The organism is Shinella zoogloeoides (assembly GCF_030733845.1).
GTDB lineage: Bacteria > Pseudomonadota > Alphaproteobacteria > Rhizobiales > Rhizobiaceae > Shinella > Shinella zoogloeoides_C.
In genome coordinates this window covers 3,278,397-3,304,359 of the sequence record NZ_CP132311.1, presented here as the reverse complement: position 1 = coordinate 3,304,359, position 25,963 = coordinate 3,278,397, and the positions used below count along the sequence as shown (strand labels likewise).

The window sequence follows — 25,963 nt, the reverse complement described above, 5'->3', positions numbered from 1 at the left end:
GTGCTGCTGGCAGGAGTAGAATGATGGCAGCGAAGAACTCGCGCACGTTCGCCGACGCGGCGGAAAGCTTCATCCAGCATGGCGGCGACGGTCGTTACCTGCCCTTGATTATTTCGCACTTCGGCAAGCGACCTCTGGGCAAAATCTACCCCTTTGACGTGCATGAGATGGCGGCGTGTCTTTATCCAAGCCAAAAGAACTCGACGCGAAATCGTCAGGCCATCTCTCCGGCCAAGGCAGTTTTGCGCCATGCGGCCGATCGGGGATGGTGCCCGTCACGTCCTATCCGTCGCCTAAAAGAGGAGGCGCCGAAGCGTAAGAGTCCGGCGTCACAGACATGGCTGCATGCCTTCGTCAGGCAATGCCAGAAGGACGGGTTGCCGCATCTCGCAGCCCTGGTGCTTTTTATGGCCACAACAGCCGCGCGGGTGACGGAGGCGATAAATCTACGCTGGAATGAGGTGGACCTGGCACGGTGTTCTGCATTGCTGCTAAAAACGAAGACCGGCAGAAACTCGCGACGGGATTTCAGTAAGGAAGTGTCCGCCCGCCTCGCCGAGATAAGGGGCGACGCCGGGCTGAACGATAAGGTTTTCGGCTACTCCGGCAGACAGGCCGTCAACGCAAGAATCCGTGCGGTCTGCGAGCGTGCCGGCATAAGCTACAAATCCAGCCACGCATGTGGACGACACACTTTTGCGACGACGGCCATAAGCCTTGGCATCGACATCCGTACGACGATGATGGCTGGCGACTGGCGCAGCGTCGAAGTATTCCTCGGGACCTACGTTCATGCCAACCCAAACGCCGGCAGGATCGTTGCCGACACCCTTGGCCGCTACCAATTCGATCCCGATTTATAAGGCCATTGACTCTTCGTTCTGGCGGAACGAAAAAAGAACATGCGCCACGACAATCTAGTTCCGCTTGATCTGGAATCGCTGTTCGGCCGTGACCGTCCGACACTGTCGAGCCTACCCGATTGGTATGCCCTTGGTGGACATTGCTCGAATTGCGAACGGGAGGGCTGGATTAACCGGTGGGAGCTGCAACGCGAGGTGGGCGGCGACGTCTATCTCTACGAGCTGCGCCCGTGGTTGCGCTGCCTGAAGTGCGGCAATAAGGGATCGAACACATGGATAACAGCCAAGCTGCCGCGTTGACCGCGGACGCAAGGAGATGGCGGAAAAAGTATCGCTGGAGGCTGACATGGCCTGGTGAGGAACTGGAAGACTGGTTAGCCTACGACGACGACCTGTTCATTGGCCGCATCCATCGCGACAAAACCAGCCTCAAATCCGGCATGTTCATCTGGGCCGGCGGATGCTCCAGTTGGTGGGAGTTCCAACGCCCAATGCCGCATTCCGGGCACGAGGCCGAGGCATGGCAAGCTGCCAAGCGCGTGGAAGAGTGGTACGATGAGGGAGCCGCGCGGACAGGCCCGAAGCCCGCGGCCCTTTCGAGGCGGATAGCAGACCTGAAGGAGCGCGGCCGAAGGTTTGGATGGTGGGAAAGGAGGGAGGCGCGATGAGACGCGGTGCATGGAGCGAGCCCGTCACGTTCGAGACGCAACGCCTTGGCCAATATCGCACAATTATCAGCGCGGAAGAGGCGGCCGGCATCCTGATGGGAGAATGGCCCATCGAGGATGGCAGCGCCCTACGCGCGGCATGCGAGGCGTGCCTCGATGCACTGGAAGGCCGGGGTGACCCGGAAGTCGCTCGATCGGCATTTCTGAGAGCGGCCGACGAGGCAAACGTGTTTATTAGGGACGCGTGACGGCTACTGCCGTTCACTCCCTCGCCGTTGCCCCGCCTCGATCCGCTGAAGGATTTCGCGTACGACCTTGATGTCACCCGCCTGCTGGCTGACGAGGCTCTGCAGTTCCTTGATCGCCATTGCGGTAGAGGTTGTCGTCTGCTCCGTCACCGTGACGCGATACGATAGGTTATCGACCTGAGACGCGACCTTTCGGCTATCGGCTTCAAGCCCCCGGAACCGCTCTTCGACGCGAGCTTCCGTAGCCTTAACCTCCGCGAGACGATCCTTGTGCAAGGTCTCATGTCCGGAGCGCCACGCCTGCAGGTCTTCAATATCGCGGCTCTTATCGACCCAGATTACCACGCCGCCGATGATCATGCTGGCGAGGGTGAATATTTGGATGAAGGTGTTGAGGTTGACCTCAAGCTTCGGCGCGCGGGTGATGCCCATGGTCTTTTCCTCCATCAAGGGACCGCCATTTCGCCGTGGCGCCGGCATTCCGCATCCGTCCACACCTTGCCGGCGCACAAGCCGACGACGGTTCTGTCGATCTTCCGCTGATCGGCCGGGTTCGCCCCGCGCGCGCCGACAAGATCAGTGCCCACGACGCGGCGCAGGCCCGTCACATCTACTGGCCCCGAAATTCCACAGCCCGCCGCCGTCAAGGCAACGGTCATAAGCGCTGCGAGCATCGTCAGCCGCGTTTCTTGCTTCATTGTTCTGCCTTTCGATCTTTGAGGTGACGGACCGGGCGCCCTCGCCGCGGATCTCGGCATAGAGCCAGATGAGGCCGCCGGCGACGACGGTGCCCAGCAGGATCTTCGGCCAGGGGATCATGCCTCCACCTCGGCCGCGCGGCTGCGCACGTCACGCGCATCGAGACGCTTGCGCCAATAGAGGAAGCCAGCAACGGCGCCGAAGGCGGCAAGGATGAGAAGCAGGTTCTGCCACGGGATCGAGCCGAGCGCCGTCAGCGTGGTTGCCGCGCCACCGCCGACGGCGGGACCCAGCACTTCCTTCGACTGCCACCATGGCGCATCGAGGCTCTGCGGCGTCACGGCCACCGGCTTCTCCTCGGTCACTGGAGCCGCCTTGGTGGCCAGCACCTTCTGCGGCGCCAGATCGACGAGCATGAGGTGGATCGCCGCCCGCGTCTGCGGGCCGTCCAGCCCGTCGAGCGCGCCGGAATATTTGCCCGCCGCGCGCGCCGCCCCTTGGAAGCCGCGCAGATCATCGGGGCGATAACCGAGCACAACCACCCCCAGGCGGGTGTAGCAGTCCAGGCGATCGGGATAGCCGTTCAATCCGCCATTAATGCGCCGGGTGATCATTTCCGGATCGTTCCGGTCGGCATAGCGGTTGAGACTGCGACGGTCGGGATTGCCCTCATCCCAATACCAGATCGCCGAGAGCCCCTCCCATGGATCGGTGTTGATGAGATCGGGGTCGCTGACAAAATCCGGTGGGTTCATCCCCTTGGCGACGCACCAGGCATGGAATGCCCGGATGTTATAGCCGCCCGTCACCTGGATCGGGCCGCGCCCCCGGTTCTTGAAGCCATCGCCATCCACCGCCGGCGTATTGCCGAGATCGGTGCGCGTGTCATACCGCTTTTGCGCCGGCGTCGGCCCCCAGATTTCCCGGTCGAAGCGGAAAGATCCGCTCTCGTGCATGAGCTGCGCGAGGAAGTGCACGGCGCGGTGCGGTAGATCGAGGCCGGCCGCCGCGCCGTGGCGATCGAGCGCCGTCATGACGGAGTTGAGGTTGCTGTCGTTAACGCGCGCCTTCGCGGCCGCGCGCACATGTGCTGCGGTGATCAATGATAGTCCTTTCAAGGTTGGGCAGGCAGGGTTGCCGCCCCATTGGCAATGGGCGGGTGGTGAACATGGGACAGCGTGACGCGCATGATAGCCCCTCGGCGAAACTTCACGGTTAACGTTAAGTTTCTTGCCTAGTTGCAATTTCCAATTGGCTGTGCTGAAAGCGTCTAATAAACCAAGATGGAATGAACTTCGGGTACGCGACAAACACGTCATAAGAGGATGTCTTGAATATCAAGATTAGCTTTTCAGCGGTTTCCAAGAACGGGCGGCTCGTGATCGAGGTGTCACGCGGAATACCCGTGCCGGTTTCCATCTACGCCGCCACTCCAATCCTTAAGGAGGTGGAGAGCGGTCTTTACGGGACGCAAATTGAAGTAAAAATTGCCGGACGCATCACATTCTCTGGCGCCCTAGATCCCGACAGAACAGTGTTTTTCCGGCCGCCATTGAGCATCGGACCGGGCAAGCCTAGAATTGTTCTGACGATATCTCCTCTGGAGGATGGGTTATATTTTTCCGGCGATATCGAGCTCCACCTTACGGAAAACGTGGCGGATCAGGGTGCAGATGTAACGCCGCCCAACCTTCACCGTTGCTAAATAATGCAACGCGTTGATGCGAATTTCCCTATCAAGCTTCGGAACAAAGTTTGGAGAACACGCATGACTGTTGAACTGTGTCAGTTGACACTCGTAGGTCCAAAAGGCGAATGGGTGTATGTGAATCCCGCCTTTGTAGTAAGTGTGCGGCAGCGCGACAATTTCACCGAAATATTGACCCATCATTCAGTCGTGGGAAAGACGCTTAAGGTCCAGGAGCCGGCTGATCTGGTACTTCGCAAGCTGTCGGGGAAGTCGTCACTGACAATAGCTTCTTGAGTTGGGCAGCGAGAAATGAGCAACCATCAATCTCGTCAAACTAGCAGGCTGCAGATCGCCGGGTATTTGATCGGTGCGGCGATCGTCGCGCTATGGATAATCCTTCCTCCACCTGCGTAGGGAGAATCGCCCTTTTCCTATGCAATTGCTTGTAGTGGCTGGTTCGCGCCGATCGGCGTTGAAGTTGGTGGACACACCTTTGAGGGTTCACTATAGGGTTACTGAATAGGCGTCACCAAAATCAGGAACTGCGCATATGAACATAGCGACGAAACACGAATCCGCCAAAGACGTAATGAGCCGCTTGCGCAAGGTCTACGCGCCCGCGCTGCAAAATGATGCGGATCGGTTCTACAGCTATAAGCTAGTATCACTGTTCCACGCCATGGGCGCGATTTCCTTACCTGGAGATTGGGCGGAGTTTGGTGTCTACAAGGGACGTTGCGCTCGGTTTATTTCATCGTTCCTGACGGGGAAGAGAAAACTCCATTTGTTTGACAGCTTCGAAGGGCTGCCAGCCGATTGGATCGGGCAATGGAGAGCGGGTGCGTTTAAGATGGACGAGAGTGAAATTCCCTCTTTCAGCGATCCCCGTATTCAGATTCATAAAGGCTGGTTCAATCAAACGGTTCCAGCATTTCGCGCCACTCAAACAGAACCTCTTTCGTTCCTCCATATTGACGGCGATCTTTACAGCTCGGCTATGGATGTCCTCATGGGCCTCGATGACCTCATCGTTCCGGGAACGATCCTTCTCTTCGATGAGTACATGATGGTTGCCGACGGAGAGACTTCGGACGATGAACACCGAGCGCTTTACGATTGGGCGGCACAAAAGTCGCGCCATTTTGAATATCTCTGGCGAACAGAGTGGATGCAGGTAGCGGTAAGAGTAACTGCGTGAACAATTTGGACCGGCGGTTGCCGGTCCACGTTCGCGTTAATCGGGAAGCTCCACCACCTCCCGCATTTCCCCTGCGACAGGCCTCATCGGAACCATCCAGTTGGGGCCATACCGATCAGCCAGGAAGTCGCTATCAGTTGACGGTGCCAGCATTGCCCGTCCATAGAAATCGATCATGCGGAAGGGAAGGATGTGATCCTTTCGCACTTCGCGAATAGTCAACTGCTCCATGTGCATGAGGACGAAACCCTCTTTCTCAGAATGAGCGATGGGAAACACGTCGATCTCGTGACCGGCAGAAGGCGCTATCACCTTCAGAAATTCGTGCTCGCCAAAAACCGATGCGCGAACTCCCATAGACGTCAGCGCCGCAACGATCGCGTCTAGCGAAGGTTTGATCTTGTCTCTTCCGACAACATCCAAAGCCACCACCATATCAACATCGTCATCGTGAGGAATAAACTCACCGGTTCTTATCGCCCCCAGATAAGTCCCATAACAGATGGCTGTGACGTACCCAATGCTTGCGAAGACGCGGTTCACCTCCGCAATTGCGTTTAGATGAGAAGCGGCCTTCGCTTGCAAGTCCGCCCCTGCCATCGCATGAGACCGGAACATGATCGGTTGAGGAACATTTCCATTCCCCACCCTTGCGTACAGTTTGTTGACCTCTCGCTCGACTCTTTCTGGCGTACCTCTTCCAGCGAGGTACATCACCAAGTCTGACAGATAGATCATATCAGCCTTGCGGAAATTTTCGATAGCATCCACGAGAATCACGCTCACTGCAAACAACTCATCGTCGGATGCAATGAAATTCTTATCTTTCGGTCGGCGATCCAAGAGAAACTCACACAGCGATGCAGCGACAGGTAGAGCCTTGACCGCCAGTATATCCTGCGACTTCTTGAGGCAGTGATGGATAGACTGAAGGATGTCGGACCTCAGCCGAACGGATCGAGCGCTATCGCAAGCTCCTCCAATCATTGCCCTGTCGCAAATGTGCTGGAGTTCCGCCCCGGCTGTTGCAACCCTCCGCCCAGCATCGTCAGGGTACAGACCGTAGAACCTGCGGGCACGGTCTGCAAAAATTGCGGCGCGAGCTGCCAAGATTGGATGTGCTATGTTTGATGTACTTATACGATCGCCCGTTCCGGTCTCGACCATCACTTCGAGATCGTAGCTTCTCGCGGCGTAGATGCCCCTCCTATTGAAGACATGGATTTCATCGAGGCGTTGGGGTCGATCGAACTCGAATGTCCACGTTGGATTCGTCTCCAGTTCGGAGTGGTAGCCCCGAAAATTGACAAGGCTGCCAGCTGGAAGGCTCTTTATATGCTTGGAGGACGCTTCGGCCGATCCCGGAAAATCATGCTGGATTCCGTCCACAACCCATCGGACCCCAGATAGGTTAAGGAATGTGTGGCCCTTCGCGGTGATTGTCACTCGCGTCACTTCCGCAAAAACAGGGACGACGAACGGATACGTTCCAAAATGAACCAGTCCGGGCAAAAGGTCGCAAAGATCGTCTGATGTCACGAGGTACTCCATAATTTACGACTACGTGCGGCCCAGAGCCAATTCGGCCTTTATCCAGGTGGAGGAAATGCCGTCGGTGCGCGGAAGATAGATGACTTCGCACAGGCTCTTGAAGTGATCGAACCGGCCACTCCAATCGTCCCCCATGACCAGTACGTCAGCGCTATGCTCTTTTATATACTCGCCCTTGAGTTCCAAGCTTTCTTCGTAAAATGCAGCATCGACAGCCTTGAGGTTTCGGATGATCTCGATCCGATTCTGCTCCGACACAAACGGGCGTTTACCCTTTTTGCTGAAATTGAGGTCGTCAGTTGATACTCCCACAACCAGCCTGCTACCGAGAGCGGCCGCACGGTTGATCAGATTTAGATGTCCTATATGAAACAGATCATAGGTCCCAAATGTGATCACCGTCGTGGCCAACCGCTTCATATCCTTGCTACCTCTTTATCTAAATGTCATGTACCTGTCACAAACCGTAAAACTCTGCAAGGTTCTAAAGCGTCGAAGCGCTAGTACGTTGCGGAGTCCCTGCCATGCAGCTATCGCTGCTGGCAGGGCCTATCCCTAGGCGTCCGCCATGACTGATCGCACCAAAAAAAATGCCTGGCTCCATAGCGCCCTGAGAAACAATGGCTACACCCAAGCCGACTTGGCCACCCGCTGGGGCGTAGACGCCTCTCTCGTGAACCGGTACATAAACCAGGGCGATCTTTGGCTGACGGATGTCCGGATCGCAGCGATTGCCGATATGATTGGCATGTCTCACGACGAGATCGTGGAACGAGATGGCAAAGGCTACAGGCGGTCGAAAACGTCTGGAAACGCAGATACTCGTGGCTTGGCACCGCTCTCACAGCTGCAGCAGCTTGTCGAACATAAAGTGCAACTCTTCGACAAAGACAGCATTGCCGTTCAACTCTCAATCGTGAAGGGCGAAGATGGCAGCTACTACATTTCTCGGATAGAAACACGGAACGACACACCTGACGCTTCCGCCAACCATTGAGGGCAGACCTCTAGCCTATTAGGTAACTACCGCGGGACAAGACCGAATACGCAGACATAAAGTTAGGAGTTCGCGGTGGCGAAAGTCTCAACCGAAAGCATGATCATCTACGAGATGACCCACGGAAGTCTCTTCCGTGAGCTTCTGATCAGCACCCTCGTCAAGGCCGGCTCTCTCTCGAAGTCCGAAGCCGCAAAACTGTGCTCCGACATGGCAACGAACGCGCCGAGATACCTAAGCCCCCTAGAGGGAGCCGACCAATTGCTTGATGCCACGATGGACCGGTGGGAGACGCTTGCGGCCGGCTATCATGGCGCGGGCCCGGAACCTAGGGGTCTCTAGGCGTCCCATCGCCGCGCCACGCCCATTCGTTCTTGATGCTATCCACCGCATCGAGATATTCCGACATCTCAATCTCGCCGCGCTGGACCTTGAAGAACATCGGATCAGTCTTCGACGTGAAAAGATACTGCCGTATGCGTCGGTAACCATCCGCGATCTGCTCCTGTGTAGCCTCGACCGGAAGTGTGGGCCCTTCCTCCCCGAATACTGCGGTCGCTGCGATCCAGGCGAAGGTCTCGCCCTTATGGTGCGCGAGAATGTCGTCGGAAATGCTTGGATATTGAGCGCCTGATTGAAGGGCTGTGAGCATTCCAGTCTCCTTTAGCCGAAGATGACGCCTTGGCTGGCCATAATGTTTTTCGTGACGTTCGTGCCGCCCGTAGCTGTCGATGCACGGATAATCCCGCCTTGCTGGACGACGATGTCCGTCGCGGCCGGACTACCGCCCATTTGAGCATTGCCGCCGTTGATGTTGATCGTGGCAGAAAGGGCATAGATACCGTTTCCGATATTGCCGCTGGCGTTGAAGCTCTGTGCTGAGATGTCGGAGGTATAAAGGGCATGGAGCCCCTTCTGCCCGCATCCATTCGCGTGCCCGCCAGCAACGTTGACCCGCGACCCGCCGTGCGCGCGAACGCCATCCGTCCCGGCATTGTCGCAGTTTGCTTGGCTAGCGTTGATCGTCGCGCCGTTGAGTGCATAGATTCCATGGATTCCAGCGCCTGAACAATCCGGCTGGAGCGCATCTATATCGCCGCCATTCGTGGCGTAGATCCCATATGAGCCACAGTCAGAGCAGTCGGTCGTGGAATACGCGTTGATTTTCGATGACCGCCAAGCATACAGGCCTGCGATGGCCGCACCGCTTACGTCGGAAAGCGATGCGTCAATAGTCGACGTGCGGCCGGCATGTATGCCATTTTCGCCCGCGCCAGAGAAATTTGTCTGGTGGGCGACGATATGGCTGTTGCGCTGAGCGGAGCAGCCGTCACCGCCGGCATTCTTCACCCCATATGGTGCACTAGGGTTTTCCTCAATTATCGCGCGCGAGCCGATGCTTGCGTAGACGCCATCGCGTCCCGTTGCCGTGCCGCTCGTGTCCATGCTGAACAACGCCGCAATGATCGGAAGGAAGCCACCGTCGGTGACGCCGAAAGCAGGAATACGAGGTTGCGTATCGATCCGTTGAGTGAGGGCCGAACGCTGAATGGTGGTCTCGGCGTCTTCCGCCTCGATGCGAATGAATGACAGGTTGAGGCCGCGAACCAAGACCTGTTCCGCCATCACGAAGCCGGACAGGAGCTTTATCACGATCAATGGCTGTGAGCTGGTAGACCCGACAATCCCGGCAAGCACGTAGCGTGGGGGCCCCATCAAAGACGCCGCGACAACCGCTTCATTGATGGTCGCGAAATCGCCGCCGGCCCCAACGGTGAGTGTCACGGCGATATCGCGGCCTGTGCCGTTGTCGCGATACCACGTTCGCGTAGTAGCGCCGCCGGAGGCGAAGGTGTCGACGCTCCCGTTATCACTGTCAGTGTAGCGACCGCCGAGGCCATCGCCCGCCGCAGCTCGGCCATTCACCAGGATTGCGTTGATGCCTGCGGGAACCTCAATGGCCGCCATGCCTGCGATCGTCCCATAGATCGGAACGTTTCCCTGGCTCACGGCGTCGGAGGCATAACCGGCCGCAATGTCTCGGGCGGTTTCTGCATCAGCCTTGGCGGTTTCAGCAGCATCACGGGCTTCCAATGCATCATCCGCCGCGGCCTCAGCGACATCCGCAGGCAGTTCCGCCTGCTTTGCCCAAGCGCCCGACGACAGCTTGTAGATGCCGCGGTTCATGACTGTCGCATCCACGACAACCAAACCGATGTCGCCGTCTTCGTAGTCCGCAGCTACTGCCGCCAGTTCGGCAAGCGAACCCTTGATTACGGCGGCTCCAAGGGACATCGTCAGCGACGCTACAAGTCGTTCAACCTCAGTTCCCCAAGTTTGCGCATCTTGGGGAGTCGGGGAGCGGGCATCACCTCCGCCGTCATAAGGCGCAAACACATCGTTTGCCGTCTTCGTATACACAGGCATCAAATTCTCCTGGGATCATCATGAGCGCGCCGCTGCGCAGTCACTTCGGGATTGCGAGGCCGGACGGAGAGTGTCACGGGGTGGGGTTTGACACTTCGATTGAGTAGACCAGAGGAGCCCCCTCGATGCCGCCGCTCGTCATTGTCGTCAGCTTCCATTCCACGATGTGCACGGCGGCCGTCATGTTCGTGTACGTGTCGGAAAAGGTGGCATCCTCGCCTGGTCGCAGGTCTTTCTCGTCGATAATCGACCAGGAGCCGAACGAGCCGCCTTCCGGGCCCCATCGGCGAGACAATCGAATGGAGGCACAGCGAAGCTCGCTGGCCTCGACGGTCACGTTGATTGTTCCGTTGCCGGTCGTGCTGCTCTCTGCATCACCGGAGATGTGGGTGGGCAGGCCGCAGGGTGTGTCGTCTACAACGCCGGTCTGGCTGAACACCGGCGAGAAATAACTGCCTTCGTCGCCCGCGAAAATGCGCACGCGCGCATCCACGGTCTGCCCAAGGAAGTCGGCCGTGATATGGGCAAAGGTCGGCTGCTCCGCCATCGGTAGCCAGGGCCCCGGCAGACCACCCGTATAGACCCGACATGTGGCCTCCGCCGTGTCGAAGGAAACGCCAGGGAGCGCATAAGCAATGCGGAATTCCTTGGCCCCGGAAACGGGATAGGTGATCTGCACCATCGCCGTCGGCGCGTCCGGCGTCGGAAGCGTGCTTTCATAGGCCATTTCCGGGATTGGGTCAGGCGCATCCGCCTCGTCCGTTTCCGGGTTCCACGCCGGCAGGTCTGGCCAGACCGAGAAGGGTATCTCCACCGAGCCGCGCCCGTCGTCCACGCGAGGAGAGAGCATGCGGACCTTCTCTACGTCGCCGAGATCGGGCAGTTCCATCGTGCCGTAATATTTGCCCCAGGCGGCAAGCCCGGCCATGTTCGTAACCGCGATGCCGCTTTCCGCGCGCGCCAGCCGGAAGAGCCGGCGCGCGATGCGCTGCGCGATCGCTGCCGAAGGCTGGAAGGGCAGCACGACGTCGAATATCTTCGGCCCGTATTGCGTGACCTCGTCATCGACGCGCGCCCATGCAATACCGGTCATGTCCAGGTCGGCCATCTCGTAATTGCGCTCGGGTGCATAGTAGCTGACGCGGCAGATGTTCGGCCGCTCTACCGCCTCCGGCCCGCATGCCCAGTCGAAATCGATGAAGTCGCGCGGTGTGAAGGCGATTTCGGCCAGGGGATCGTCGTCGATCAGCTCGAACCATATCCTGCCCTCGGTCGTCATGCGGATTTCCGCGCCGATCGAGCGCAGAATATCTTCCATGGTATCCTTGCGCGCACCTTCCCATGCCCACATTCCGGAGCATCGCGCCCGCTTTTCCGTCCCGGTCTTCGTGGCGACAAGCCCGTCGGCCCGGTCTGCCTCCTGGGAGATGAGGCTCCAGTCGAACCGATCAGCGACAAAAGCCGGGTCGCGCCGTAGGACGTGCGCGGCGCAGATGATGCCGTTGTCACTCCAGGCCGTCAGGCCCGTGCGTGGATCGTAGATCAGGGAGGCGCGCTGCACCTCTTCGGTATCCGGCACACCGTTCTGATAGAGCGCCAGGTACTTTTCTTCGCTGAGGCCCGGATTGTAATAGGTCACCAGCGACTGCGCGATGCCGCGCACTTGATGGTCGGCGGTCCAGAGCGACGGGAAGGCGGAGACAAGCACGCCCCAGGCCGTCTCGGCTCCGTCGCCCTTCTTATCCTCGATCTTCATCCAGGCGCCGCCCGGCCGCGCCCAGGGCGGTGTCGTCACGCTTCCGTCGGAGTCGATGGTGACCTCGCGCCCGCCGACATAATAGTTCTCCACGGCGTCGATCGGACCCTGAAGCCGACAGACAAGACGCCAGCGTGTCGAGCCATCCGTATTGCCGAAAGCCTTCATCCCGCCGACGCGAACGCGGCCGAGCCCTTCGATGACGCTGCTCTCGCTGGTCTCGAATGTGCTCTTCGCATCCGCCGCGTTCACGGCGCCGGAGCGCTGCTGTCGCCCGCCGACGATCGAAATGCCAATTAGCGCGCCGCCGACGATGACATTGGCGGCGATCGTCGCGATCGTTCCCGTCGCCGCGGCGGCAACCGCAGTGCTCGAAAGCAGGAAACCGTGGATCGCCGTCGCGAGCAGCGAAACCGGGTCCGCATGCGCATGCGCGGTCATGGCGACGTAGGAAGCGCCGCAGGCAAACAGCAGGCGAACGGATTTCATCGGATGGACCAGACCCTGACAATGCTGCGGGGCAGAAGAATGAGAATACCGCGCGGCTCCGCCCGCCAGGCGAAGTACCCCCCGGAAAGAAAGATGCCGCCGACCTGACCGAAGCGGCCGGTATCGATGATGCCGACATCGCCCGCGTCGGGCACGCCGGCCTCATCCAGGCCAAAGGCGAAAAGAGCGTCGGCCCACAACGCAGCGAGCGACCCCGCCTCGCGGATCAGTCCATGCGCCTCTTCGCGGCTTGTCCAGCGCGGCAGATCGACAGGCCTGCCGTGAACAAGGGCCACCCAGCCCGCAGCCCAGCGGCTGCAATCAGAAATTCCCCACGCCATGGGCGCATCCCCGGCGGCATCGAGATAGGCGCGCAGCGGCTCGGCAAGGTGGTCACGCACGAATGATCTCCTGCACCTTCACGCCCACATAATCGAGCCCCTTGTCGCCGGGATAACGTGTCCGCTGGTCGGCCGGAGTCCACTTGCCGCCGAACGGGTAGTTCTGAGAATGCCACAAGCTTTCGATTGTCAGGGACACGGTCCGGCTGCCGATACCGCTCCAGCCGATCTTCGGCGAGGACAGGAACCCCGGAAACATCTTCTTCAGCCCGGCCGACCAGATTTCCTGCGTTTCCTGGTCGAAGGCGCACCAGTAGATATCGGCCAGTCGCCCCTCGATTTCCCGCCCCTGATCCTTGACGGAGCGCAGGAAAGCCATGTTCACGCCGGAAATGACGATCCCGACCTTTGCGGCCTGCCCGAAGCGGGGGTCTTCGACGGCGCCGATCGAGACGAGCTGCCCACCGCCGGGGTCGGAGACACCGCGCCACTCATGCCCGCCGATGACCTTGCGCCCCACCCCGTTGTGCAGCCGCCAGCGGCCGGATGGCAGGTCGAGATCGGCAAACCATGCCCGAGCAATATGCGGACGGCGCAGAAACGCCAGGTCAGCTTCTGTAAACAGATCCGCCATCATCAATCCGCGAAATAGTCGCGCACGTCGTAGTCGAAGACCTCGATCAACGTGACGGTAGCCTCTTCCGCATAGGCGACCCCGCGTGCCGCGCTCGCCGCGTCCTCCGCCTCAAGGCGCATCGCCATGACCGGGTAGAGCGTCGCGAAGTCGTCGGCCGTCAGCGCCCGTCGAAGCGGCGGCCATATGCGATACTCGCCGTCGCGGCGCTCTTCCGTCACCGTGTAGAGCCCGAAATGGTAGGGAAAGAACCCCAAATAGTCACCTACTTGCAGGCGATGCCCCCAGAACATATCGGTCAGGCGAATGATTGTCGCATCGAGCGCGGCAGGCGCCGCAAGCGATACGTTTGGCGCCGTGACGCCCCAGTTCTCCCCATTGCCCCATGGCATGTCATTGCCCCACGGAAGACCGAACCTCTTTTGCGAGTCGCTAGCGACAATGCCTGCGTCCAACAAAGTCATCATGTCAGGGTCACCAAAGGAAACGCGGGTCGCATTTGCGCCGGCGTGGAGCGCGGTCACCCATCCGCGATACCGACGAAACTTCGCGTCCCGCGAAATCGGGAAGACGAATTGCCACCGCCAGCCTCCGAACGGCGATGCGATCGTCTGCGCGAAGTTTCCTACTGAAATGCTCGCTGACGCACCCACTGTTCGAGGCCCTGACAGCGGAACCATTGAACGGGGTCGCAACCCGACAGGCATGGATATCAAGCGTCCCATCAGGGTCTCACATTCCGGGTGGATTGCATGTGCTGGTATCCGGCGAAGCGGCGCGCCTCGGTCCGATCTCGCTCGGCCTGCGCCCGCTCGATGCGCATGACGGCAGCCTGGTCTGCGCCGCGGGCGTCGATATGTGTGACGGGAGCATAGACCATTCCGGCTGCGCCACCGGTGTTTGCCTCGCCCACACGGCCGCCGCGGCTGCCGATGCGCACAATCTCCGGCCCATTCTCGCCGACCAGGTAATCGCGCCATGGATCGACGGCGCCGCCGAGCGCGCGTCCGCCGCCGAAAAGACCCGAAAGCAGGCCGCCGCCGGACGTTCCGAAGAGACCGGCCATCGGTCCGGAACCGAAGAACATGGCCTCGGCGCTCGCCTGAATGAGCTTGTTGATAAAACTGTCCAGCGCGCGATTGCCGGTCTCGATCTCCGGGATAAGTTCGGAGAAGCTCTCCTTCAGGGCGTCGCGCATGAAGTTGCCGGCGTCCGTGGCAAGCTTCAGGGCTTCCTTCTCGTTTTCGATCTGCGTGATCAACTGGGCAATCTGCTGCCCCTGCGCCGAGGTCGCATCGACATCGGCGCGGCGCAGGGATTGCATGATCCGCTGTTCCGTCTTTGACTTACCGAGCGCCACCTGCTCATCCTCAAGTGACTGGATGACGCGCTGTATATTCTCGGCCTGCCGCTCTTCCTCGCTTTTCCCTCCGCCACGGCGCCCGCCGCCCGAACCGAAACGTTCGAAGGGAAAGCCGGAAAGCTCCGGCGTACCGCGCGATTCCGGCGTTGGAATGGCGCCAGAGGGAAGGAAGCTCGCGCCTTGAATCGGCCCGTCGGCGCTACGCTCGACATTGCCATATGCGCCCCGGCTAGGAAAAGCGCCGGTGAGGTTGAACTTCGAGGCGGCGGCGCTGGCATTGCCGATCTGCTCGGCGAGGGCCGCAAAACGCGCCATGAGGCCTTCGACCGCGGAATTTCCGGTCGTTTCGAACAAGGCGAACAGCGCGGCCTGGATCGCCTCCGCCTCCTGCGCGGTCGCGCTCCCGTCGGCAATTCCGGAGGCGAGATCGTTGAACGCTGCCTGAAGCTTGGAAACCTCGGCATCATGCCCGCCAAAGGCCATGATCTGCGAGATGGCATCGGCAAATTCGACATTCAGGTCCGCGACCTCACCCCGCAGGCCTGCCCACTGGCTGCTCGCAGCCGCGCTGTTTGCGTCTATGATCTGCGAAATACGTTCCGCCTGCTCAAGCGCCGCGACGTAGTCACGCAATGCTGGGACAGCCTCGCCCCACTGGCTCGCCACCTGCCTGACGAGATCAAGCTGACGCTCCAGCGTCTCTTCGGCGTCCTCTCCACCTGAAAGAAGATCGGAAAAATAGGCGAACGCGGCGCCGCCGAGCGCAATCGTGCCGATCGTCAACAGGTTCACGGGAGACAGAAGCGAGAGGAAGGCGGAGCCCAACGCCTGGGCAGCACCGGCCGCGCCCATTGGCCCCAACACCTGGCCAATTTGCGAACCCTGCTGAAGCGCAATCAGGAAAGGGCTTTGCCCGCCCGACAATTGCACGCCTATATCGCTGAACTGCGCGGCCAGATTGGCGACGCTGCCGCGCGCGACATCGATTCCCTTCGATGCCTCGCGCGCAGCGGCGGCCCCCTTTTTCGCGAAGGCGTCCGCATTGCTGTTCGCCGCGGTAAAGGCCGCGCGGGTTCTATCCTGCGCGACGATATTGAACATGAGATCGGACATCTGCCCGGCCATGATCGTTCCTTCACATCTACATGAGCGCTGTCAGGCTGGCTTGGTGATCTCGAAATAGGCAATCCAGCCAACGAATTCGTCGACCGTCATCGCCTCGATCTCGGCGAGCGTCTTGTTCAGTCTGGCGGCGAGCGAATACATCACCATGAGTTCCGCATCGCCGTTCAGGCGTTTTTTGCGTCGTCTACCTGCTTGGCACCACTGACGGGAGCCCCCTTTGAAAAGCCAAGGATCAAGGCTCCAACGCGGGAAACGACGTCGCTATCGACCTCATACATGAGGGCATGTTCGTCCATGTCGTCAAACAGGCGGACGCCCTTGGCATCGAGAGCACTGAAGAGCACGGCTCTCACCACGGCGACGTTTCCGTCGACAGAGGCTCCGCCGTCGTCCCGCCAGATTTTGCGCCGCTGAGCAACCGTGAGCGGGCGATAGTGGATCTTGAGCGGATGACCGGGCTGCCCCCATTCCGGGACGTCATGGGATAGCATGCCCTGGCCTGCGAAATGCGCCTTCGCGCCCGAGATGGCGGAGCTCATGCTTCGACCGTCTCATTGTCCAGCGGCCCGTTGCCCTGGAAATTGAAGCTGACCTTCACCGCGCCCTTCATGTCGGACTCGATCGGAATGCTGGTGATCGACGCCGTGCCCGTCAGATACCGCTTGCCGACGGCGTCGCCGTCCGTATAGAGGCCGAGCGTGACTGAATCGCCGATCGCCAGCGCGACCTGACCATTCGTGTCAGCGGGATCGTAGAGGCACTCGACGGAGCCTGACCAGCCGGGAATTCCGGTCAGGTGCGTCTGCCATGCATCACCCATGACGGACGTATCGGCTGCCTCGACATTCTGGTTGATGGAGAATTTCTGTACGGAGGCTACGGCGTTGGCCGCCAGCTTCACCTTGCCGTTCTTTCCATGATGGACTGCCATCGTCGCCTCCTAGAGAGTGGTTTCAGGGTCGGAATTGAGGGTAAATGCGGTGATCTCGTATGTGATGGACATCACCTGGAACGTTTTTTCGCCCTCCGTCGTGGCGGCGAAATCCGTCGATCGGTATTCGATTGCGCTTGCCAGTCCGCCGAGAAGCGGGTCGGCAGCGAATTGCTTTTCGACATAAACCGCAAAGCTATCGAGGTCGTCCTGGCGCGCGTCTTCCTCGCCCTTCGTGACCACGTCTATCTTCACGCGAACCCGCCGGTTCTGGATGCCGTCGGTGTCCATGTCCTCGGACTGCTCGGAGGGGGAATAGACAAAAGCCGAGGCAAGCTCTGATCGCCGCAGCGGGCGGGCGCGCGAGGCCTCGACACGCGCGCCGACGAACGTGCTCCCCTTGATCATGGCGACGATGTACGAGCGCATCGAGGTGCGGATATGCGCCATAATCAGGCCTCCTGCAGGCGAACGACGGAAAATCCCGTACCGTCCGGCTGGAATTCGAGCACGGTGAAGGTCTTCACGCCGATGACGTCGCTGGCCACCTCGACAGCGTCCTTATGATCGCCGTCTGCCGGAACATCGCTGGTGCGAAGCGTGATCTGGACGCGCCCGCCCTCTTGCGTGACCTCGATGTCGCCAGCCGCCAGCGCGATGAAGCTGTCGTCGAAAATGCAGCTGACCGGAGGATGGGCGCCACTTTGCGACATCCATACTGCCGTGGCGCCGAATTCGTCCGGATCGATGAACAGCAACCTGTCCTCGTCGTTTTCGATCGGCAAGGCTATTCTCCGATCGCCGCGTCGAAGGCTTCCTTGGCCAAGCGCAGGCGCTCCAGGTCGCCTGCCATCAGCGCGCACTGCTCGTCGGTCAGTTCGGCGCCATCGGGAATACCATGCGTGGCACGCGCGGCATTCACAGCGTCCTCCGCATCTTCAAGCGCCTTTTCGAGCGCATCGAGATCATCATCGCCAGCGGCAGCTTTCGGCGGCTTGCCGGATTTGGCTGGCTTGCCAGGTTTCCCGTCGACCTTCGATTCCGGCTCCAGCACGCTGGAAAGGCTGCGCGGCAGGTCGTCATATTTATCGGCGAGGCCGATCACTTCGCCGCGCTTAAATTCCACCGAGGTGATGACGACCACCTTGTTTTTCTTGTCGCCATCCTCCAGGGCATGGCGGCGGGCGGCGATCTGGGAATCCGAAAGCATCAACGCTTGACCGACGCCGAAACGTACACAGTCACCCACGACAACATACTTCATGGCAGCATCCTTGAGATTGAGAAAAGGACGGCCCGCCTCAGGCGGGCCGGGGAGCCGACCGCGCGTCAGGTGAAGGTCACAAGGACGCCGAACTGCCAGTAGCCGTAGCCGACGTTTCCGGTCCAATCGATGCCGAACAGCTGCTCCTTGTTGAGCTGTTCGAACTCGCTGCCTTCGCCAAGGGCGACCACATCCGGAATGTCCTCCTCCTGGAGGATGAAGGGTTTCGCCGCCTCGTCAGTGCGGAAGATGGCGAACTTGGTCGTCCAGGTCAGGCGCGGATTGGGCACGACGGTAATCGTGAATTTACCCTTCAGCGCGGGAATGGTCTGGCTCTTGCCGCCGTCGCCAAGCAGCGCGGTCACTGCCTCCAGGGCGACGGCCATGAAGGTGACGGGAACCTGCACCTGGAATTCGGTGGCGCTCTGGTTCATCGGCTCGCCCTGATCGTCCTTCAGCGTATACATCTGCTGGATGCCGGACATGACGGCCTTGGAGAATTCCGCCACCGTCGGGGCTGCTGGCGTCGTTGCGCCGGAGGTGATGTCGTTCGACTGCGCGCCGCTCTTGCCTTCAGCATGGTCGGTGTCGAAGAAATACTGGCCGTCGTAGCAGAGGCTGGACTCTGCGGCCAGGATCAGGCCGGAAACTAGCTTCGCCGGGTGATCGTTGGCACGGTCGGCGAGCTGGTTCACGCGAACGGTGATCATGCCCAGCTTGTCGCGGCGCATGTCCTTCGATTTGATCAGGATAGAACCTTCATAGTCCTTGTTGCTGATCGTGAAGCTGTTTTCGGCGAGTTCCGCCGGTGTGCGTCCGCCGATGAATTCGCGCAGCGCCGGCGCGCCGCCGAGCCAGGCGTAGTTTTCGACAGCCTGGTCGGAGGTTACCCGCATGACGATATCGGAGAGCCACGCGGAAGGTCCCGTGTCGAGGCGTGCGAGGATCATGCCGCGCACGCCTCGGGTTGTGATTTTCTGGTGCTGCTGGGGAAGCATGAAGGTGTCCTTTCGAAACCGGGGCGCACCCCGTCGATGAAAGCGGTCAGATTGTCGGGGTGAAATCAGGCCTGGAGAGCGGCCTTGCAGAGCGCCGCGTCGAATTCGACGACGGCAATGCCGGTCGATACCCAGCGGGAGACGTACCCGATGAGCGTGTTCGTCGACGCCGTGAGCGTGAACGTGTCGTCGTCACTGGCATAGACGGCCGGGCGATCGTTCGCCGTGATCGCAATCGCGGAAATCGGCAGGACTATGTTGCCGCGCTTGCGCACATTCACGCCGATCGCGCCAGCTGCGCCGGCGGAATTGTCCGCGATCGCCTCCGCGAAGCCGAGAAAGGGGTCTCCCGCCACAAGGGGGCGCGCATAGCCCGAGCCATTCTCGCCGACGGCGGCGCCCTGGTAGATGATGTCGGAAGCAACGACGGGATACTCTTCCTTGTCGCCCAGCTGGTAGTCGCGCGTCTTGTTGGCGGCAAGCGTCGCCATCGCGAAGCCGACGCCATCGGCGGCCGGGATCGTCGCCAGATGGGTGGCGACATCAGGGGAAAGAAGAGCGAGGCAGCCGACGGCGAGCAGAGCAAGGCCGACCGCGAGATACACGGTTTTCATGATAATGGTCCTTTTGGAGAATGGCCGGCTGCGCCGAACCTGATCGAGGGGCGGCCGCCGTCAGGCGGCCTTACGCTTCATCGTTGCGACGTAAGAGTCGGCGGTCGGGAAGTCTTCCTGCAGCTTCGGCGTCGCCTCCCATTCGGCCTTCCAGCCGTCGGGCGTCTTGGCGAACTGCTGGATCGAACCGTCGCCAGCCGAAGGCAGGCTCTGCACGCCGGCTGCGGCGGCGTCCAGCTGCTGCAGCCCGGTGAGACGCTCGGCGTTCTTCGTCTTCTCGGCGGCCAGGAGCTGCAGGGCGGCTTCCGCAGGGGTCGTCTTGCCGTCGGCCTTCAGGCGGCCGACGAGGTCGTCGTGACCGGTAAGGCCGGCGGCCTGCTGGTCGATCCCGATCAACCGTTCACGCTCGGCCTGTGCCGCATCGGCGGCACCTTCTGCGCGAATGGCGGAAACGAGATCCGGATGCTCCGCCTTCAAAGTCTCAAGTGTCAGCATGGTGGATTCCTTTTCGGTTCCGGATTTCGCGGTGGCGGGCCCCGCGAGGCTTGCACTTTCCTGACGGACCGCCATTTCCGTCAGAACTTCTTCAAGCGATCCGATCTGGTCGACGAGGCCGCGACGCATGGCTTCGCCCGCGGTGAAAACCAGGCCTTTCCCGTAGTTTTCCAGAATGGTTTCTCGCGTCACGCCGCGATTTTCGACGATGCCCTGTATGAACAGTTCGGCGCCGTCGTCTGCGATGGCCTGCAATTCAGCGCGTCCCTCGTCCGTATCGCGCGAAAGTCGCTTGTTCGGACTTTGCTCGGCAATGACCTCGACCACGTTAGCGCCGAGCCGCGTCAGGATGCCTTCCATCTCGACGTACCGGATTAGCGCGCCGACCGAACCGACAAGCCCGGTCTTGCTGGCAATGATTTTCTCGGCGGCAGAGGCAATCCAGTATCCGGCGCTGCAGCAGAAATTCGCATGAGCGAAGACCGGCATCTTTTCGCGCAGGCGCGCGATTTCGGCAGGGACGGCGTCGACATTGTCGACCATGCCGCCGGGCGTATCCATATCGAGGATCACGCCCTCGATTCCCGCCGTCGATTCCGCAAGCCGAAGGTCACGCACGATCTCGTCATAGGACCAATATTGCCAGCTGAACCGCGAGACCAGTGGGCCGATGACAGGAACGATGGCGATATTGCCGATGCGGGTCGCGAACGACCCGTTTCCGAGGGAAGCGCCGCGGCGGTTCACAGTTAGGGAGCCCGCGCCGACCTCAGTAGACGCCTGCGGCGACTGGCGGATCGCGCGGACGGTCTGTAGCGAAGCGGCGATTGCATCGCCCCGGATTGCCCAGGGAGAAAGGCCGTCCTGTCCGCCGCCGCCAATCTGTTGCATGAAGCCCTGGATCAGCGAAAGTGTCATCGGGTTCATTATTCATTCTCCTCGTTGTCACTTTTCGGATCAGACACTGCGGATGATGCAGGCGCGGTCGAAAGGCCAGCATCCTCGGCAAGCTCGCGCTCGTAGCCGAGCTGTTCGTACTTGCTCTCCACGTCACCGCCCGTGCGCTCCTGAATGATCTGCTGGCGCGTCTTCGTACCGTTGCCGATGTCGAGCGTATCCGCCTCAGCGTCCTTTTTGGGATCGAGCGTGACTTTCGTCGGGCCATACCAATTGGCCTTGAGCCATGCCGACCGGCGGGCGGGATCGTCAAAAAAGCCCTTCGCTTCGAGGCGTCCGATAAGAACCGCCTCTTCGATCACCCACTCGTAGAACGGCTGGCAGAAGCCTTTCACCAGCCAGGCGCGCTCCCGCCGAAAGGTCTGCCATGCGATTTCCAGCGCGGCGCGACTTGCCGAATAGCTCGCCATGAAGTGCTTGATGAGCAGCTCGACCGGCATTTCAAGCGCAACTCCGATCTGCCGAAGCAACGCCATCGCAAAGGCGTCAAAGTTGGGGTTCGGCCTGTTGGGGTTGGCGATCGAGATGTCTTCACCCTCGGCAAGCCCGACGATTGCGCCGGCGCCGAGTTTGACCTCATCAAAACCGGAAACCGGATTGTTGTCCGACGAGGGAAGCGGCCCCGTCGAGGCATCGGGCGAGCCCTTCACGAAGACGGTGAAGAAGGCGGAGATCACGGCCGCCTGCACCTCGGCGTCGGTATATTCGCCGAACTGCTTGAGTATTTCGATCACCGGGGCGAGATAAGGCACCCCGCGTGCCTGGTCCGGCCGCAGACGCTTGAACATGTGAAGGACGATGGGGCGGCCGTCGTTGTAAAAGGCAGGCACGCGCCGCCAGTTGAGAGACTTGCGAAACATGTCGCCTGGATGACGGTCACTCACATGGTAGGCCCTAACAACGCCATCGCCGTTCGTTTCGACACCAGCGACCAGTGTGTCGGTATCCATGCCGAAGTTCGGATTGGATACCCGATCCGCCTCGACGATCTGAAGCTTGGTGCCGTACGTGTCTCCCGGATCTTTTCTCCAGCGGCGGATCGCAAAGACGTCGCCGGACTCGTCCGTAGACCCCATGACAAGCGCCTGAAGCTCCTCAAAGCTTTGGACGCCCGTGAAGTCCGCCGTCCATGCAGCCAGCTCGAACTCCGCCTTTGCCGCGCGGTTCCACTCTCGGGCCTCCCGGACCGACAGCCCAAGCGCCTTCCTGTCCACCTGCGGATAGACCTGGAGGCCTTCCCCGACCACGTTTGTAATGCGCGTGGCTATGGCGCCGGTGGCGATCGGGACGTTACGCCGCAGATCGCGCGCACGCGCCCGCAGCGTCGTTAGGTCGAATACGGTGTCGCTGTTGGCGCTTCCGCCGTCAACATCCCAGTTTGCCGTCTGTCGGCGGGTCTTCTTGCCGCCCTTGTATCCGCCGCTGGCAAGAGCCAGAACGGATCGTGCCTGATAGCGACGCACGGCGCGGACCGGGTCGAAAACTGCAATGGCGCGGTCGAGCAAAGTCATGTGCGGACCACCGACCTTGCGACCGTTCTGCGGAAACCGGGGCGTTTTCATTCGGCCACCCCGTAGCGAATCCGCCCACGCCCCGAGATCGATGCCGACAGCTTTTGCACCATCGCGTTCCAGTATTCGATATTGGATTGTATGTCGGCCGCGTCCGCGAGCGTGAGAGAGCGCCCGGCGATGGAGTAGGACTGCTTGCGTGCAACGGCCGAATTGGCCGAAAGCCACAAATCTAGCTGCGCCTGGGCCTGGTCGAGAGTGATTCCAGCCATCAACGAATACCTTGCGAGAGGACGCGCCGGCGACGGACCGGCGGGGGATGGATCAGTTGATCCGGTTCTTCGCTGCCCTTCTGGCGAACGGCGAAGCTGTTTTCGTTCGCCGGGCGAGCCCAATGGGGAAGCCTCGGACCGTTGCTCCAGTCGATGCTTTCGCCCTTGAGGATGATCACCAAAGCCTTGCCGTAGACGGAAAGGTCGAATGCCTCGTTGGGAGAACCGCTCTTGCGCCGTTCCCACCCGCTGTCGGTGCGAACCTCGGATGCTAGTTCGCTGAACACCTGTGCCGGAAGAAGTTCACTGAGGTGAAACTTGCCCGGACCCGCTTCCTTGCGCGTAAGGCCGACGACAATCTCGTCTTTCAGCTTGTCGGTGTTGATGAAGACGAGCTTAATGTCGCTGACCTTGCGCCCTTTCTGCTGGAGCACCTTCTCCGGCTCCATGTGACGGGCGCGATCGTTGAGACGCGAGCTGCCCTTTGCCAGATAGACGCGCTGCCCGAGTCCATGCTTGTTTGCCCAACGAAGGAAGCGATATGCGTTCGGGGTGACGCCGGGCCGCCCACCGGAGTCGATGATCATCGCGACAGGCATGAGCGCAAACTCCGTGCCGGCGACTGGATAGGCGCGATGCAGTAGATCCCGAAGAGCATCCCAATCCTCGAAGTAGCGTGCGGGATCGATTGCACGACGCGCATTGCCCTTCTCGTCACGTTCTGCGCCGGGCGCGGTTGCAGGAGGCTGCGCAATGTCGAAGCGGTCGATCATCCAGCGCTCCAACCCTTCACCCCAGGAATCGACCTGCACGACAAACCGGTTGATCTGGATGTCGACCTGCACCGTGATGAACCTCGTCTGGGGCGAGGCGACCTTGAGCGGGTAGCGTTCGGCCAGGGCTTTCAGCGTGTCCTCCGACAGGGAATCACCGATGGAACGCACAACGGGCAGGTAGGGGCGGCCCTGGTCCAGCGTGATCGTCGCCTTCAAGGCGTTGTCATCGCCCGTGGTTTCGAACGTCTCCTTGGCTTGCAGGTATCGTGAAACTAGCTGCTCCCAACTCTGCATGGCCGCGATCGGTCCTTCGCAGCGATACGAGACGACGTCGGTGTCTCGAATGTTGCGGTCATCGATCTCGCAAACGCTCTTTCCATCGTTCGTCTCGTGCAGCCATATGCCTGCCCGATTGCATTCGTATTTGTGCCCCTGCGAGATGCAGCACCCGTTTGGGCACACCATTTCTACCGTCCGGGCGCTCTCACCCGGCGTCGCTTTTGTTTCCCACTGCAGCCGCTCGAATTCCGGACGAAACGGATCGCCGCACGATGGGCAATGCCAGTAGAATGCTCCGCGCGTTCCAAGATTGTAGTCGCCGAGAAGCCCCGAGCATGGTGGCGCCTCATGCAGGGTTTGGGGCGTCCAATCATCCTGCTCAATGACGCGGCCAGGTGAGCTTTCCTCGACGACCATCCCGAGTGAGCCGGCCTGCTGGGTCCGCTTCTTCGCCAGCGTCAGGGGATCACCCTCACCATCGATGTCGTCAGGCATGCGGTCACGGTCCGTCAGGACGACGAACGTGTATTCGTTCTGACTGAAGAACCCGATGACGGGCCAGCCAATAACCAGGTCCATGTTGCCCTGGAACTTCTTTTTGTGGATGTTGTCAGCACCCCGAACCGACAGTTGCTTGGCGGCCAGATCCTTGTTCGCCCGCAGCATCGGCGCCAGCTTCTTTTCGGAGAATGAAGTCGCGCTGTCCTTCGTCTGGCATACGACAAGCGTATCCGCCGGCGCGCATTCGATACGATGACCGATACCGTTGAGAACAAGGCTCTCCGACTTCGAGGTTCGCGCTGGACCGGCGAATACAACCGCGCTGTATTTTCGCGACGTGGCCATACGCGACGGCTCTGTCATGTAGGGAGCGAAATCGTTGCGCCAGAGACCCTGGTAGTCTTTGGTCGAGAGGTAGCGGCTGCTCTCGGCCCAGGTTGGCACGTCGATGCGGCGAGCCGGTCGAAGGACGCCGAGCCGCTCCATGATAACGTTGCCCGGATCGGCAAAGTTAGGAGGCGGCGACGATGGAAGAAACCGCACCCAAGCGGGAACGCTATGCATCGAACAGGTCCCTCGCCTGGTGTGCCGACGCTACGGGCCGCTTCGACCAGAAGTCTTCGATCCGGCGCCGCAGTTCGCCGACCAGATCATCGCAGATCTCGACGAGCTGGTCGGTCACCTTTGCCGGGATCGCCTCTCGCCGCTCGATGCGGTCCGGAGCGCTTTCCATGGTGTCGCGCACCATTCCCAGGAGCGTGTCGAACGCTTCGGCAACATCGGCACGGCGCAGCAACTCATTTCGTTCGCGCTGGAAGCGCTCCTGCTCGATCTGGACGGCGAGAATCTCGCGACGCGTCTTCGGATCAAGCGCCTCCAGACTTTCGCCGGCCGATCCGCCGACCAGTGCCAGGCGCATCGCCGCCTGTGCGCGCTTGACCTGATCGGAACGCAGATCCTCCTGTGCCTTCCAGGCCTGACGCCATGCCCAGCAGTGCGACAGCACCAGCTGATAAGGCTTCCCCTGACCGCCCATTTCTCGCACCGGCATTCCCCGCCCGATCCATTCGGTAATAGTCGGCAGGGAAACGGCGACCGCATCGGCAAGCTCTTCGCGCGTCATGACGCAATCCACGACACCCTCGGGCAGCGGGTATCGCTCCACGAGGGCTTCGATTTGGGTTTCGGTCATCTGGCTGATGTCGTCTGTCATGTCTCTAGTGGCAACAACAACAATGGCAAAAGGAACGCGTCCGCGCGGCGAGATAGCGGATCAAATCGGGGTTCGAACCACCTCGCGGGACCGTCGACCGCTG

The 25,963-nt window shown here is 60.5% G+C and carries 32 protein-coding genes; 7 read left to right on the top strand and 25 right to left on the bottom strand.

Annotated elements, in window-relative coordinates; all coding sequences use genetic code 11:
• Positions 1 to 23: 23 nt before the first annotated feature.
• From Q9316_RS17285 to Q9316_RS17275, 3 genes are all read left to right on the top strand, one after another.
• Entirely contained in the window at positions 24 to 863 is an 840-nt protein-coding gene (locus Q9316_RS17285; RefSeq protein ID WP_306032798.1) for a tyrosine-type recombinase/integrase, read from the top strand.
• Between the two features lie 39 nt (positions 864 to 902).
• A complete protein-coding gene (locus Q9316_RS17280) occupies positions 903 to 1,163 on the top strand; it encodes a hypothetical protein (protein WP_306032797.1) in 261 nt (86 codons plus the stop codon).
• A gap of 364 nt (positions 1,164 to 1,527) precedes the next feature.
• Positions 1,528 to 1,779, top strand: coding sequence for a DUF982 domain-containing protein (locus Q9316_RS17275; RefSeq protein ID WP_306032796.1), 252 nt, complete (start codon positions 1,528 to 1,530; stop codon positions 1,777 to 1,779).
• 3 nt (positions 1,780 to 1,782) lie between these two features.
• Here the strand turns inward: Q9316_RS17275 and Q9316_RS17270 are convergent, their stop codons facing one another.
• From Q9316_RS17270 to Q9316_RS17255, 4 genes are read right to left on the bottom strand one after another with little or no spacing between them, the layout of a single operon-like run.
• Positions 1,783 to 2,211 (bottom strand): hypothetical protein, encoded by a 429-nt coding sequence (locus tag Q9316_RS17270; RefSeq protein WP_306032795.1) that lies wholly within the window; start codon positions 2,209 to 2,211, stop codon positions 1,783 to 1,785.
• Positions 2,212 to 2,225: 14 nt separating this feature from the next.
• Positions 2,226 to 2,453 (bottom strand): hypothetical protein, encoded by a 228-nt coding sequence (locus Q9316_RS17265; protein ID WP_371878011.1) that lies wholly within the window; start codon positions 2,451 to 2,453, stop codon positions 2,226 to 2,228.
• Positions 2,356 to 2,598 carry a hypothetical protein gene (locus tag Q9316_RS17260; protein ID WP_306032794.1) on the bottom strand — a complete coding sequence of 81 codons (243 nt, stop codon included), beginning with the start codon at positions 2,596 to 2,598 and terminating at the stop codon, positions 2,356 to 2,358. The genes Q9316_RS17265 and Q9316_RS17260 overlap by 98 nt, the downstream gene beginning before the upstream one ends.
• Positions 2,595 to 3,581: a glycoside hydrolase family 19 protein gene (locus tag Q9316_RS17255; RefSeq protein WP_306032793.1), complete on the bottom strand. Its 987-nt coding sequence runs from the start codon at positions 3,579 to 3,581 to the stop codon at positions 2,595 to 2,597. The genes Q9316_RS17260 and Q9316_RS17255 overlap by 4 nt, the downstream gene beginning before the upstream one ends.
• A gap of 227 nt (positions 3,582 to 3,808) precedes the next feature.
• Here Q9316_RS17255 and Q9316_RS17250 point away from each other — a divergent pair, with 227 nt between their 5' ends.
• The 3 genes from Q9316_RS17250 to Q9316_RS17240 all read left to right on the top strand — a co-directional run bounded on the left by Q9316_RS17250 (position 3,809) and on the right by Q9316_RS17240 (position 5,366).
• Positions 3,809 to 4,183: a hypothetical protein gene (locus tag Q9316_RS17250; protein WP_306032792.1), complete on the top strand. Its 375-nt coding sequence runs from the start codon at positions 3,809 to 3,811 to the stop codon at positions 4,181 to 4,183.
• 63 nt (positions 4,184 to 4,246) lie between these two features.
• Positions 4,247 to 4,462: a hypothetical protein gene (locus tag Q9316_RS17245; protein WP_306032791.1), complete on the top strand. Its 216-nt coding sequence runs from the start codon at positions 4,247 to 4,249 to the stop codon at positions 4,460 to 4,462.
• Between the two features lie 256 nt (positions 4,463 to 4,718).
• The gene (locus tag Q9316_RS17240) at positions 4,719 to 5,366 is read left to right on the top strand and encodes a TylF/MycF/NovP-related O-methyltransferase (protein WP_306032790.1); all 648 of its coding nucleotides are present in this window, start codon (positions 4,719 to 4,721) and stop codon (positions 5,364 to 5,366) included.
• 36 nt (positions 5,367 to 5,402) lie between these two features.
• On the opposite strand, the gene Q9316_RS17235 is transcribed toward Q9316_RS17240, so the two are convergent.
• Together Q9316_RS17235 and Q9316_RS17230 are read right to left on the bottom strand one after the other, a co-directional pair.
• Positions 5,403 to 6,905, bottom strand: coding sequence for a LicD family protein (locus Q9316_RS17235; protein WP_306032789.1), 1,503 nt, complete (start codon positions 6,903 to 6,905; stop codon positions 5,403 to 5,405).
• A 21-nt stretch (positions 6,906 to 6,926) separates the two neighbouring features.
• Positions 6,927 to 7,328: an adenylyltransferase/cytidyltransferase family protein gene (locus Q9316_RS17230; RefSeq protein ID WP_306032788.1), complete on the bottom strand. Its 402-nt coding sequence runs from the start codon at positions 7,326 to 7,328 to the stop codon at positions 6,927 to 6,929.
• Positions 7,329 to 7,485: 157 nt separating this feature from the next.
• Between Q9316_RS17230 and Q9316_RS17225 the strand changes: the two genes are divergently transcribed.
• Positions 7,486 to 7,914 (top strand): helix-turn-helix domain-containing protein, encoded by a 429-nt coding sequence (locus Q9316_RS17225; protein ID WP_306032787.1) that lies wholly within the window; start codon positions 7,486 to 7,488, stop codon positions 7,912 to 7,914.
• A 328-nt stretch (positions 7,915 to 8,242) separates the two neighbouring features.
• On the opposite strand, the gene Q9316_RS17220 is transcribed toward Q9316_RS17225, so the two are convergent.
• The 19 genes from Q9316_RS17220 to Q9316_RS17130 all read right to left on the bottom strand — a co-directional run bounded on the left by Q9316_RS17220 (position 8,243) and on the right by Q9316_RS17130 (position 25,860).
• Positions 8,243 to 8,566 (bottom strand): hypothetical protein, encoded by a 324-nt coding sequence (locus Q9316_RS17220; protein ID WP_306032786.1) that lies wholly within the window; start codon positions 8,564 to 8,566, stop codon positions 8,243 to 8,245.
• A gap of 11 nt (positions 8,567 to 8,577) precedes the next feature.
• On the bottom strand, positions 8,578 to 10,341 hold the full coding sequence (locus Q9316_RS17215) for a right-handed parallel beta-helix repeat-containing protein (protein ID WP_306032785.1): 1,764 nt from the start codon (positions 10,339 to 10,341) through the stop codon (positions 8,578 to 8,580).
• Between the two features lie 73 nt (positions 10,342 to 10,414).
• Positions 10,415 to 12,586: a hypothetical protein gene (locus Q9316_RS17210; RefSeq protein WP_306032784.1), complete on the bottom strand. Its 2,172-nt coding sequence runs from the start codon at positions 12,584 to 12,586 to the stop codon at positions 10,415 to 10,417.
• Positions 12,583 to 12,987 carry a DUF6950 family protein gene (locus tag Q9316_RS17205; RefSeq protein WP_306032783.1) on the bottom strand — a complete coding sequence of 135 codons (405 nt, stop codon included), beginning with the start codon at positions 12,985 to 12,987 and terminating at the stop codon, positions 12,583 to 12,585. The genes Q9316_RS17210 and Q9316_RS17205 overlap by 4 nt, the downstream gene beginning before the upstream one ends.
• Positions 12,980 to 13,561: a transcriptional regulator gene (locus Q9316_RS17200; RefSeq protein WP_306032782.1), complete on the bottom strand. Its 582-nt coding sequence runs from the start codon at positions 13,559 to 13,561 to the stop codon at positions 12,980 to 12,982. Before Q9316_RS17200 ends, Q9316_RS17205 begins: the two co-directional genes overlap by 8 nt.
• 2 nt (positions 13,562 to 13,563) lie before the next feature.
• On the bottom strand, positions 13,564 to 13,953 hold the full coding sequence (locus Q9316_RS17195) for a hypothetical protein (RefSeq protein ID WP_306032781.1): 390 nt from the start codon (positions 13,951 to 13,953) through the stop codon (positions 13,564 to 13,566).
• Between the two features lie 332 nt (positions 13,954 to 14,285).
• The gene (locus tag Q9316_RS17190) at positions 14,286 to 16,049 is read right to left on the bottom strand and encodes a phage tail length tape measure family protein (RefSeq protein ID WP_306032780.1); all 1,764 of its coding nucleotides are present in this window, start codon (positions 16,047 to 16,049) and stop codon (positions 14,286 to 14,288) included.
• 164 nt (positions 16,050 to 16,213) lie between these two features.
• Positions 16,214 to 16,588, bottom strand: coding sequence for a hypothetical protein (locus Q9316_RS17185; RefSeq protein WP_306032779.1), 375 nt, complete (start codon positions 16,586 to 16,588; stop codon positions 16,214 to 16,216).
• Positions 16,585 to 16,980: a phage tail tube protein gene (locus tag Q9316_RS17180; RefSeq protein WP_306032778.1), complete on the bottom strand. Its 396-nt coding sequence runs from the start codon at positions 16,978 to 16,980 to the stop codon at positions 16,585 to 16,587. The genes Q9316_RS17185 and Q9316_RS17180 overlap by 4 nt, the downstream gene beginning before the upstream one ends.
• A gap of 9 nt (positions 16,981 to 16,989) precedes the next feature.
• Positions 16,990 to 17,430 (bottom strand): hypothetical protein, encoded by a 441-nt coding sequence (locus Q9316_RS17175; protein WP_306032777.1) that lies wholly within the window; start codon positions 17,428 to 17,430, stop codon positions 16,990 to 16,992.
• A gap of 2 nt (positions 17,431 to 17,432) precedes the next feature.
• Positions 17,433 to 17,765 (bottom strand): head-tail joining protein, encoded by a 333-nt coding sequence (locus Q9316_RS17170; RefSeq protein WP_306032776.1) that lies wholly within the window; start codon positions 17,763 to 17,765, stop codon positions 17,433 to 17,435.
• Between the two features lie 2 nt (positions 17,766 to 17,767).
• Positions 17,768 to 18,244 carry a hypothetical protein gene (locus Q9316_RS17165; protein ID WP_306032775.1) on the bottom strand — a complete coding sequence of 159 codons (477 nt, stop codon included), beginning with the start codon at positions 18,242 to 18,244 and terminating at the stop codon, positions 17,768 to 17,770.
• Positions 18,245 to 18,309: 65 nt separating this feature from the next.
• Positions 18,310 to 19,242, bottom strand: a complete 933-nt coding sequence (locus Q9316_RS17160) for a Mu-like prophage major head subunit gpT family protein (protein WP_306032774.1) — start codon at positions 19,240 to 19,242, stop codon at positions 18,310 to 18,312.
• 65 nt (positions 19,243 to 19,307) lie between these two features.
• Positions 19,308 to 19,856, bottom strand: a complete 549-nt coding sequence (locus Q9316_RS17155; protein WP_306032773.1) for a hypothetical protein — start codon at positions 19,854 to 19,856, stop codon at positions 19,308 to 19,310.
• Positions 19,857 to 19,916: 60 nt separating this feature from the next.
• Positions 19,917 to 21,278, bottom strand: a complete 1,362-nt coding sequence (locus Q9316_RS17150) for a S49 family peptidase (RefSeq protein ID WP_306032772.1) — start codon at positions 21,276 to 21,278, stop codon at positions 19,917 to 19,919.
• A complete protein-coding gene (locus Q9316_RS17145) occupies positions 21,278 to 22,870 on the bottom strand; it encodes a phage portal protein (RefSeq protein ID WP_306032771.1) in 1,593 nt (530 codons plus the stop codon). Before Q9316_RS17145 ends, Q9316_RS17150 begins: the two co-directional genes overlap by 1 nt.
• Complete coding sequence (locus Q9316_RS17140) at positions 22,867 to 23,091, bottom strand: DUF6148 family protein (RefSeq protein ID WP_306032770.1); 225 nt, start codon at positions 23,089 to 23,091, stop codon at positions 22,867 to 22,869. The genes Q9316_RS17145 and Q9316_RS17140 overlap by 4 nt, the downstream gene beginning before the upstream one ends.
• Entirely contained in the window at positions 23,091 to 25,211 is a 2,121-nt protein-coding gene (locus Q9316_RS17135; protein WP_306032769.1) for a terminase gpA endonuclease subunit, read from the bottom strand. The genes Q9316_RS17140 and Q9316_RS17135 overlap by 1 nt, the downstream gene beginning before the upstream one ends.
• Positions 25,204 to 25,860: a hypothetical protein gene (locus Q9316_RS17130; RefSeq protein ID WP_306032768.1), complete on the bottom strand. Its 657-nt coding sequence runs from the start codon at positions 25,858 to 25,860 to the stop codon at positions 25,204 to 25,206. The genes Q9316_RS17135 and Q9316_RS17130 overlap by 8 nt, the downstream gene beginning before the upstream one ends.
• Between the last annotated feature and the right edge of the window lie 103 nt (positions 25,861 to 25,963).

Excerpts from the sequence above, each read along its gene's own strand:
- Q9316_RS17285 (WP_306032798.1), top strand. The coding sequence starts at position 24 with ATGGCAGCGAAGAACTCGCGCACGTTCGCCGACGCGGCGGAAAGCTTC.
- Q9316_RS17280 (WP_306032797.1), top strand. The coding sequence starts at position 903 with ATGCGCCACGACAATCTAGTTCCGCTTGATCTGGAATCGCTGTTCGGC.
- Q9316_RS17275 (WP_306032796.1), top strand. The coding sequence starts at position 1,528 with ATGAGACGCGGTGCATGGAGCGAGCCCGTCACGTTCGAGACGCAACGC.
- Q9316_RS17270 (WP_306032795.1), bottom strand. The coding sequence starts at position 2,211 with ATGGGCATCACCCGCGCGCCGAAGCTTGAGGTCAACCTCAACACCTTC.
- Q9316_RS17265 (WP_371878011.1), bottom strand. The coding sequence starts at position 2,453 with ATGCTCGCAGCGCTTATGACCGTTGCCTTGACGGCGGCGGGCTGTGGA.
- Q9316_RS17260 (WP_306032794.1), bottom strand. The coding sequence starts at position 2,598 with ATGATCCCCTGGCCGAAGATCCTGCTGGGCACCGTCGTCGCCGGCGGC.
- Q9316_RS17245 (WP_306032791.1), top strand. The coding sequence starts at position 4,247 with ATGACTGTTGAACTGTGTCAGTTGACACTCGTAGGTCCAAAAGGCGAA.
- Q9316_RS17240 (WP_306032790.1), top strand. The coding sequence starts at position 4,719 with ATGAACATAGCGACGAAACACGAATCCGCCAAAGACGTAATGAGCCGC.
- Q9316_RS17225 (WP_306032787.1), top strand. The coding sequence starts at position 7,486 with ATGACTGATCGCACCAAAAAAAATGCCTGGCTCCATAGCGCCCTGAGA.
- Q9316_RS17220 (WP_306032786.1), bottom strand. The coding sequence starts at position 8,566 with ATGCTCACAGCCCTTCAATCAGGCGCTCAATATCCAAGCATTTCCGAC.
- Q9316_RS17215 (WP_306032785.1), bottom strand. The coding sequence starts at position 10,341 with ATGCCTGTGTATACGAAGACGGCAAACGATGTGTTTGCGCCTTATGAC.
- Q9316_RS17210 (WP_306032784.1), bottom strand. The coding sequence starts at position 12,586 with ATGAAATCCGTTCGCCTGCTGTTTGCCTGCGGCGCTTCCTACGTCGCC.
- Q9316_RS17200 (WP_306032782.1), bottom strand. The coding sequence starts at position 13,561 with ATGGCGGATCTGTTTACAGAAGCTGACCTGGCGTTTCTGCGCCGTCCG.
- Q9316_RS17195 (WP_306032781.1), bottom strand. The coding sequence starts at position 13,953 with ATGCCATGGGGCAATGGGGAGAACTGGGGCGTCACGGCGCCAAACGTA.
- Q9316_RS17190 (WP_306032780.1), bottom strand. The coding sequence starts at position 16,049 with ATGGCCGGGCAGATGTCCGATCTCATGTTCAATATCGTCGCGCAGGAT.
- Q9316_RS17185 (WP_306032779.1), bottom strand. The coding sequence starts at position 16,588 with ATGAGCTCCGCCATCTCGGGCGCGAAGGCGCATTTCGCAGGCCAGGGC.
- Q9316_RS17180 (WP_306032778.1), bottom strand. The coding sequence starts at position 16,980 with ATGGCAGTCCATCATGGAAAGAACGGCAAGGTGAAGCTGGCGGCCAAC.
- Q9316_RS17175 (WP_306032777.1), bottom strand. The coding sequence starts at position 17,430 with ATGGCGCATATCCGCACCTCGATGCGCTCGTACATCGTCGCCATGATC.
- Q9316_RS17165 (WP_306032775.1), bottom strand. The coding sequence starts at position 18,244 with ATGAAGTATGTTGTCGTGGGTGACTGTGTACGTTTCGGCGTCGGTCAA.
- Q9316_RS17160 (WP_306032774.1), bottom strand. The coding sequence starts at position 19,242 with ATGCTTCCCCAGCAGCACCAGAAAATCACAACCCGAGGCGTGCGCGGC.
- Q9316_RS17155 (WP_306032773.1), bottom strand. The coding sequence starts at position 19,856 with ATGAAAACCGTGTATCTCGCGGTCGGCCTTGCTCTGCTCGCCGTCGGC.
- Q9316_RS17150 (WP_306032772.1), bottom strand. The coding sequence starts at position 21,278 with ATGAACCCGATGACACTTTCGCTGATCCAGGGCTTCATGCAACAGATT.
- Q9316_RS17145 (WP_306032771.1), bottom strand. The coding sequence starts at position 22,870 with ATGAAAACGCCCCGGTTTCCGCAGAACGGTCGCAAGGTCGGTGGTCCG.
- Q9316_RS17140 (WP_306032770.1), bottom strand. The coding sequence starts at position 23,091 with ATGGCTGGAATCACTCTCGACCAGGCCCAGGCGCAGCTAGATTTGTGG.
- Q9316_RS17135 (WP_306032769.1), bottom strand. The coding sequence starts at position 25,211 with ATGCATAGCGTTCCCGCTTGGGTGCGGTTTCTTCCATCGTCGCCGCCT.
- Q9316_RS17130 (WP_306032768.1), bottom strand. The coding sequence starts at position 25,860 with ATGACAGACGACATCAGCCAGATGACCGAAACCCAAATCGAAGCCCTC.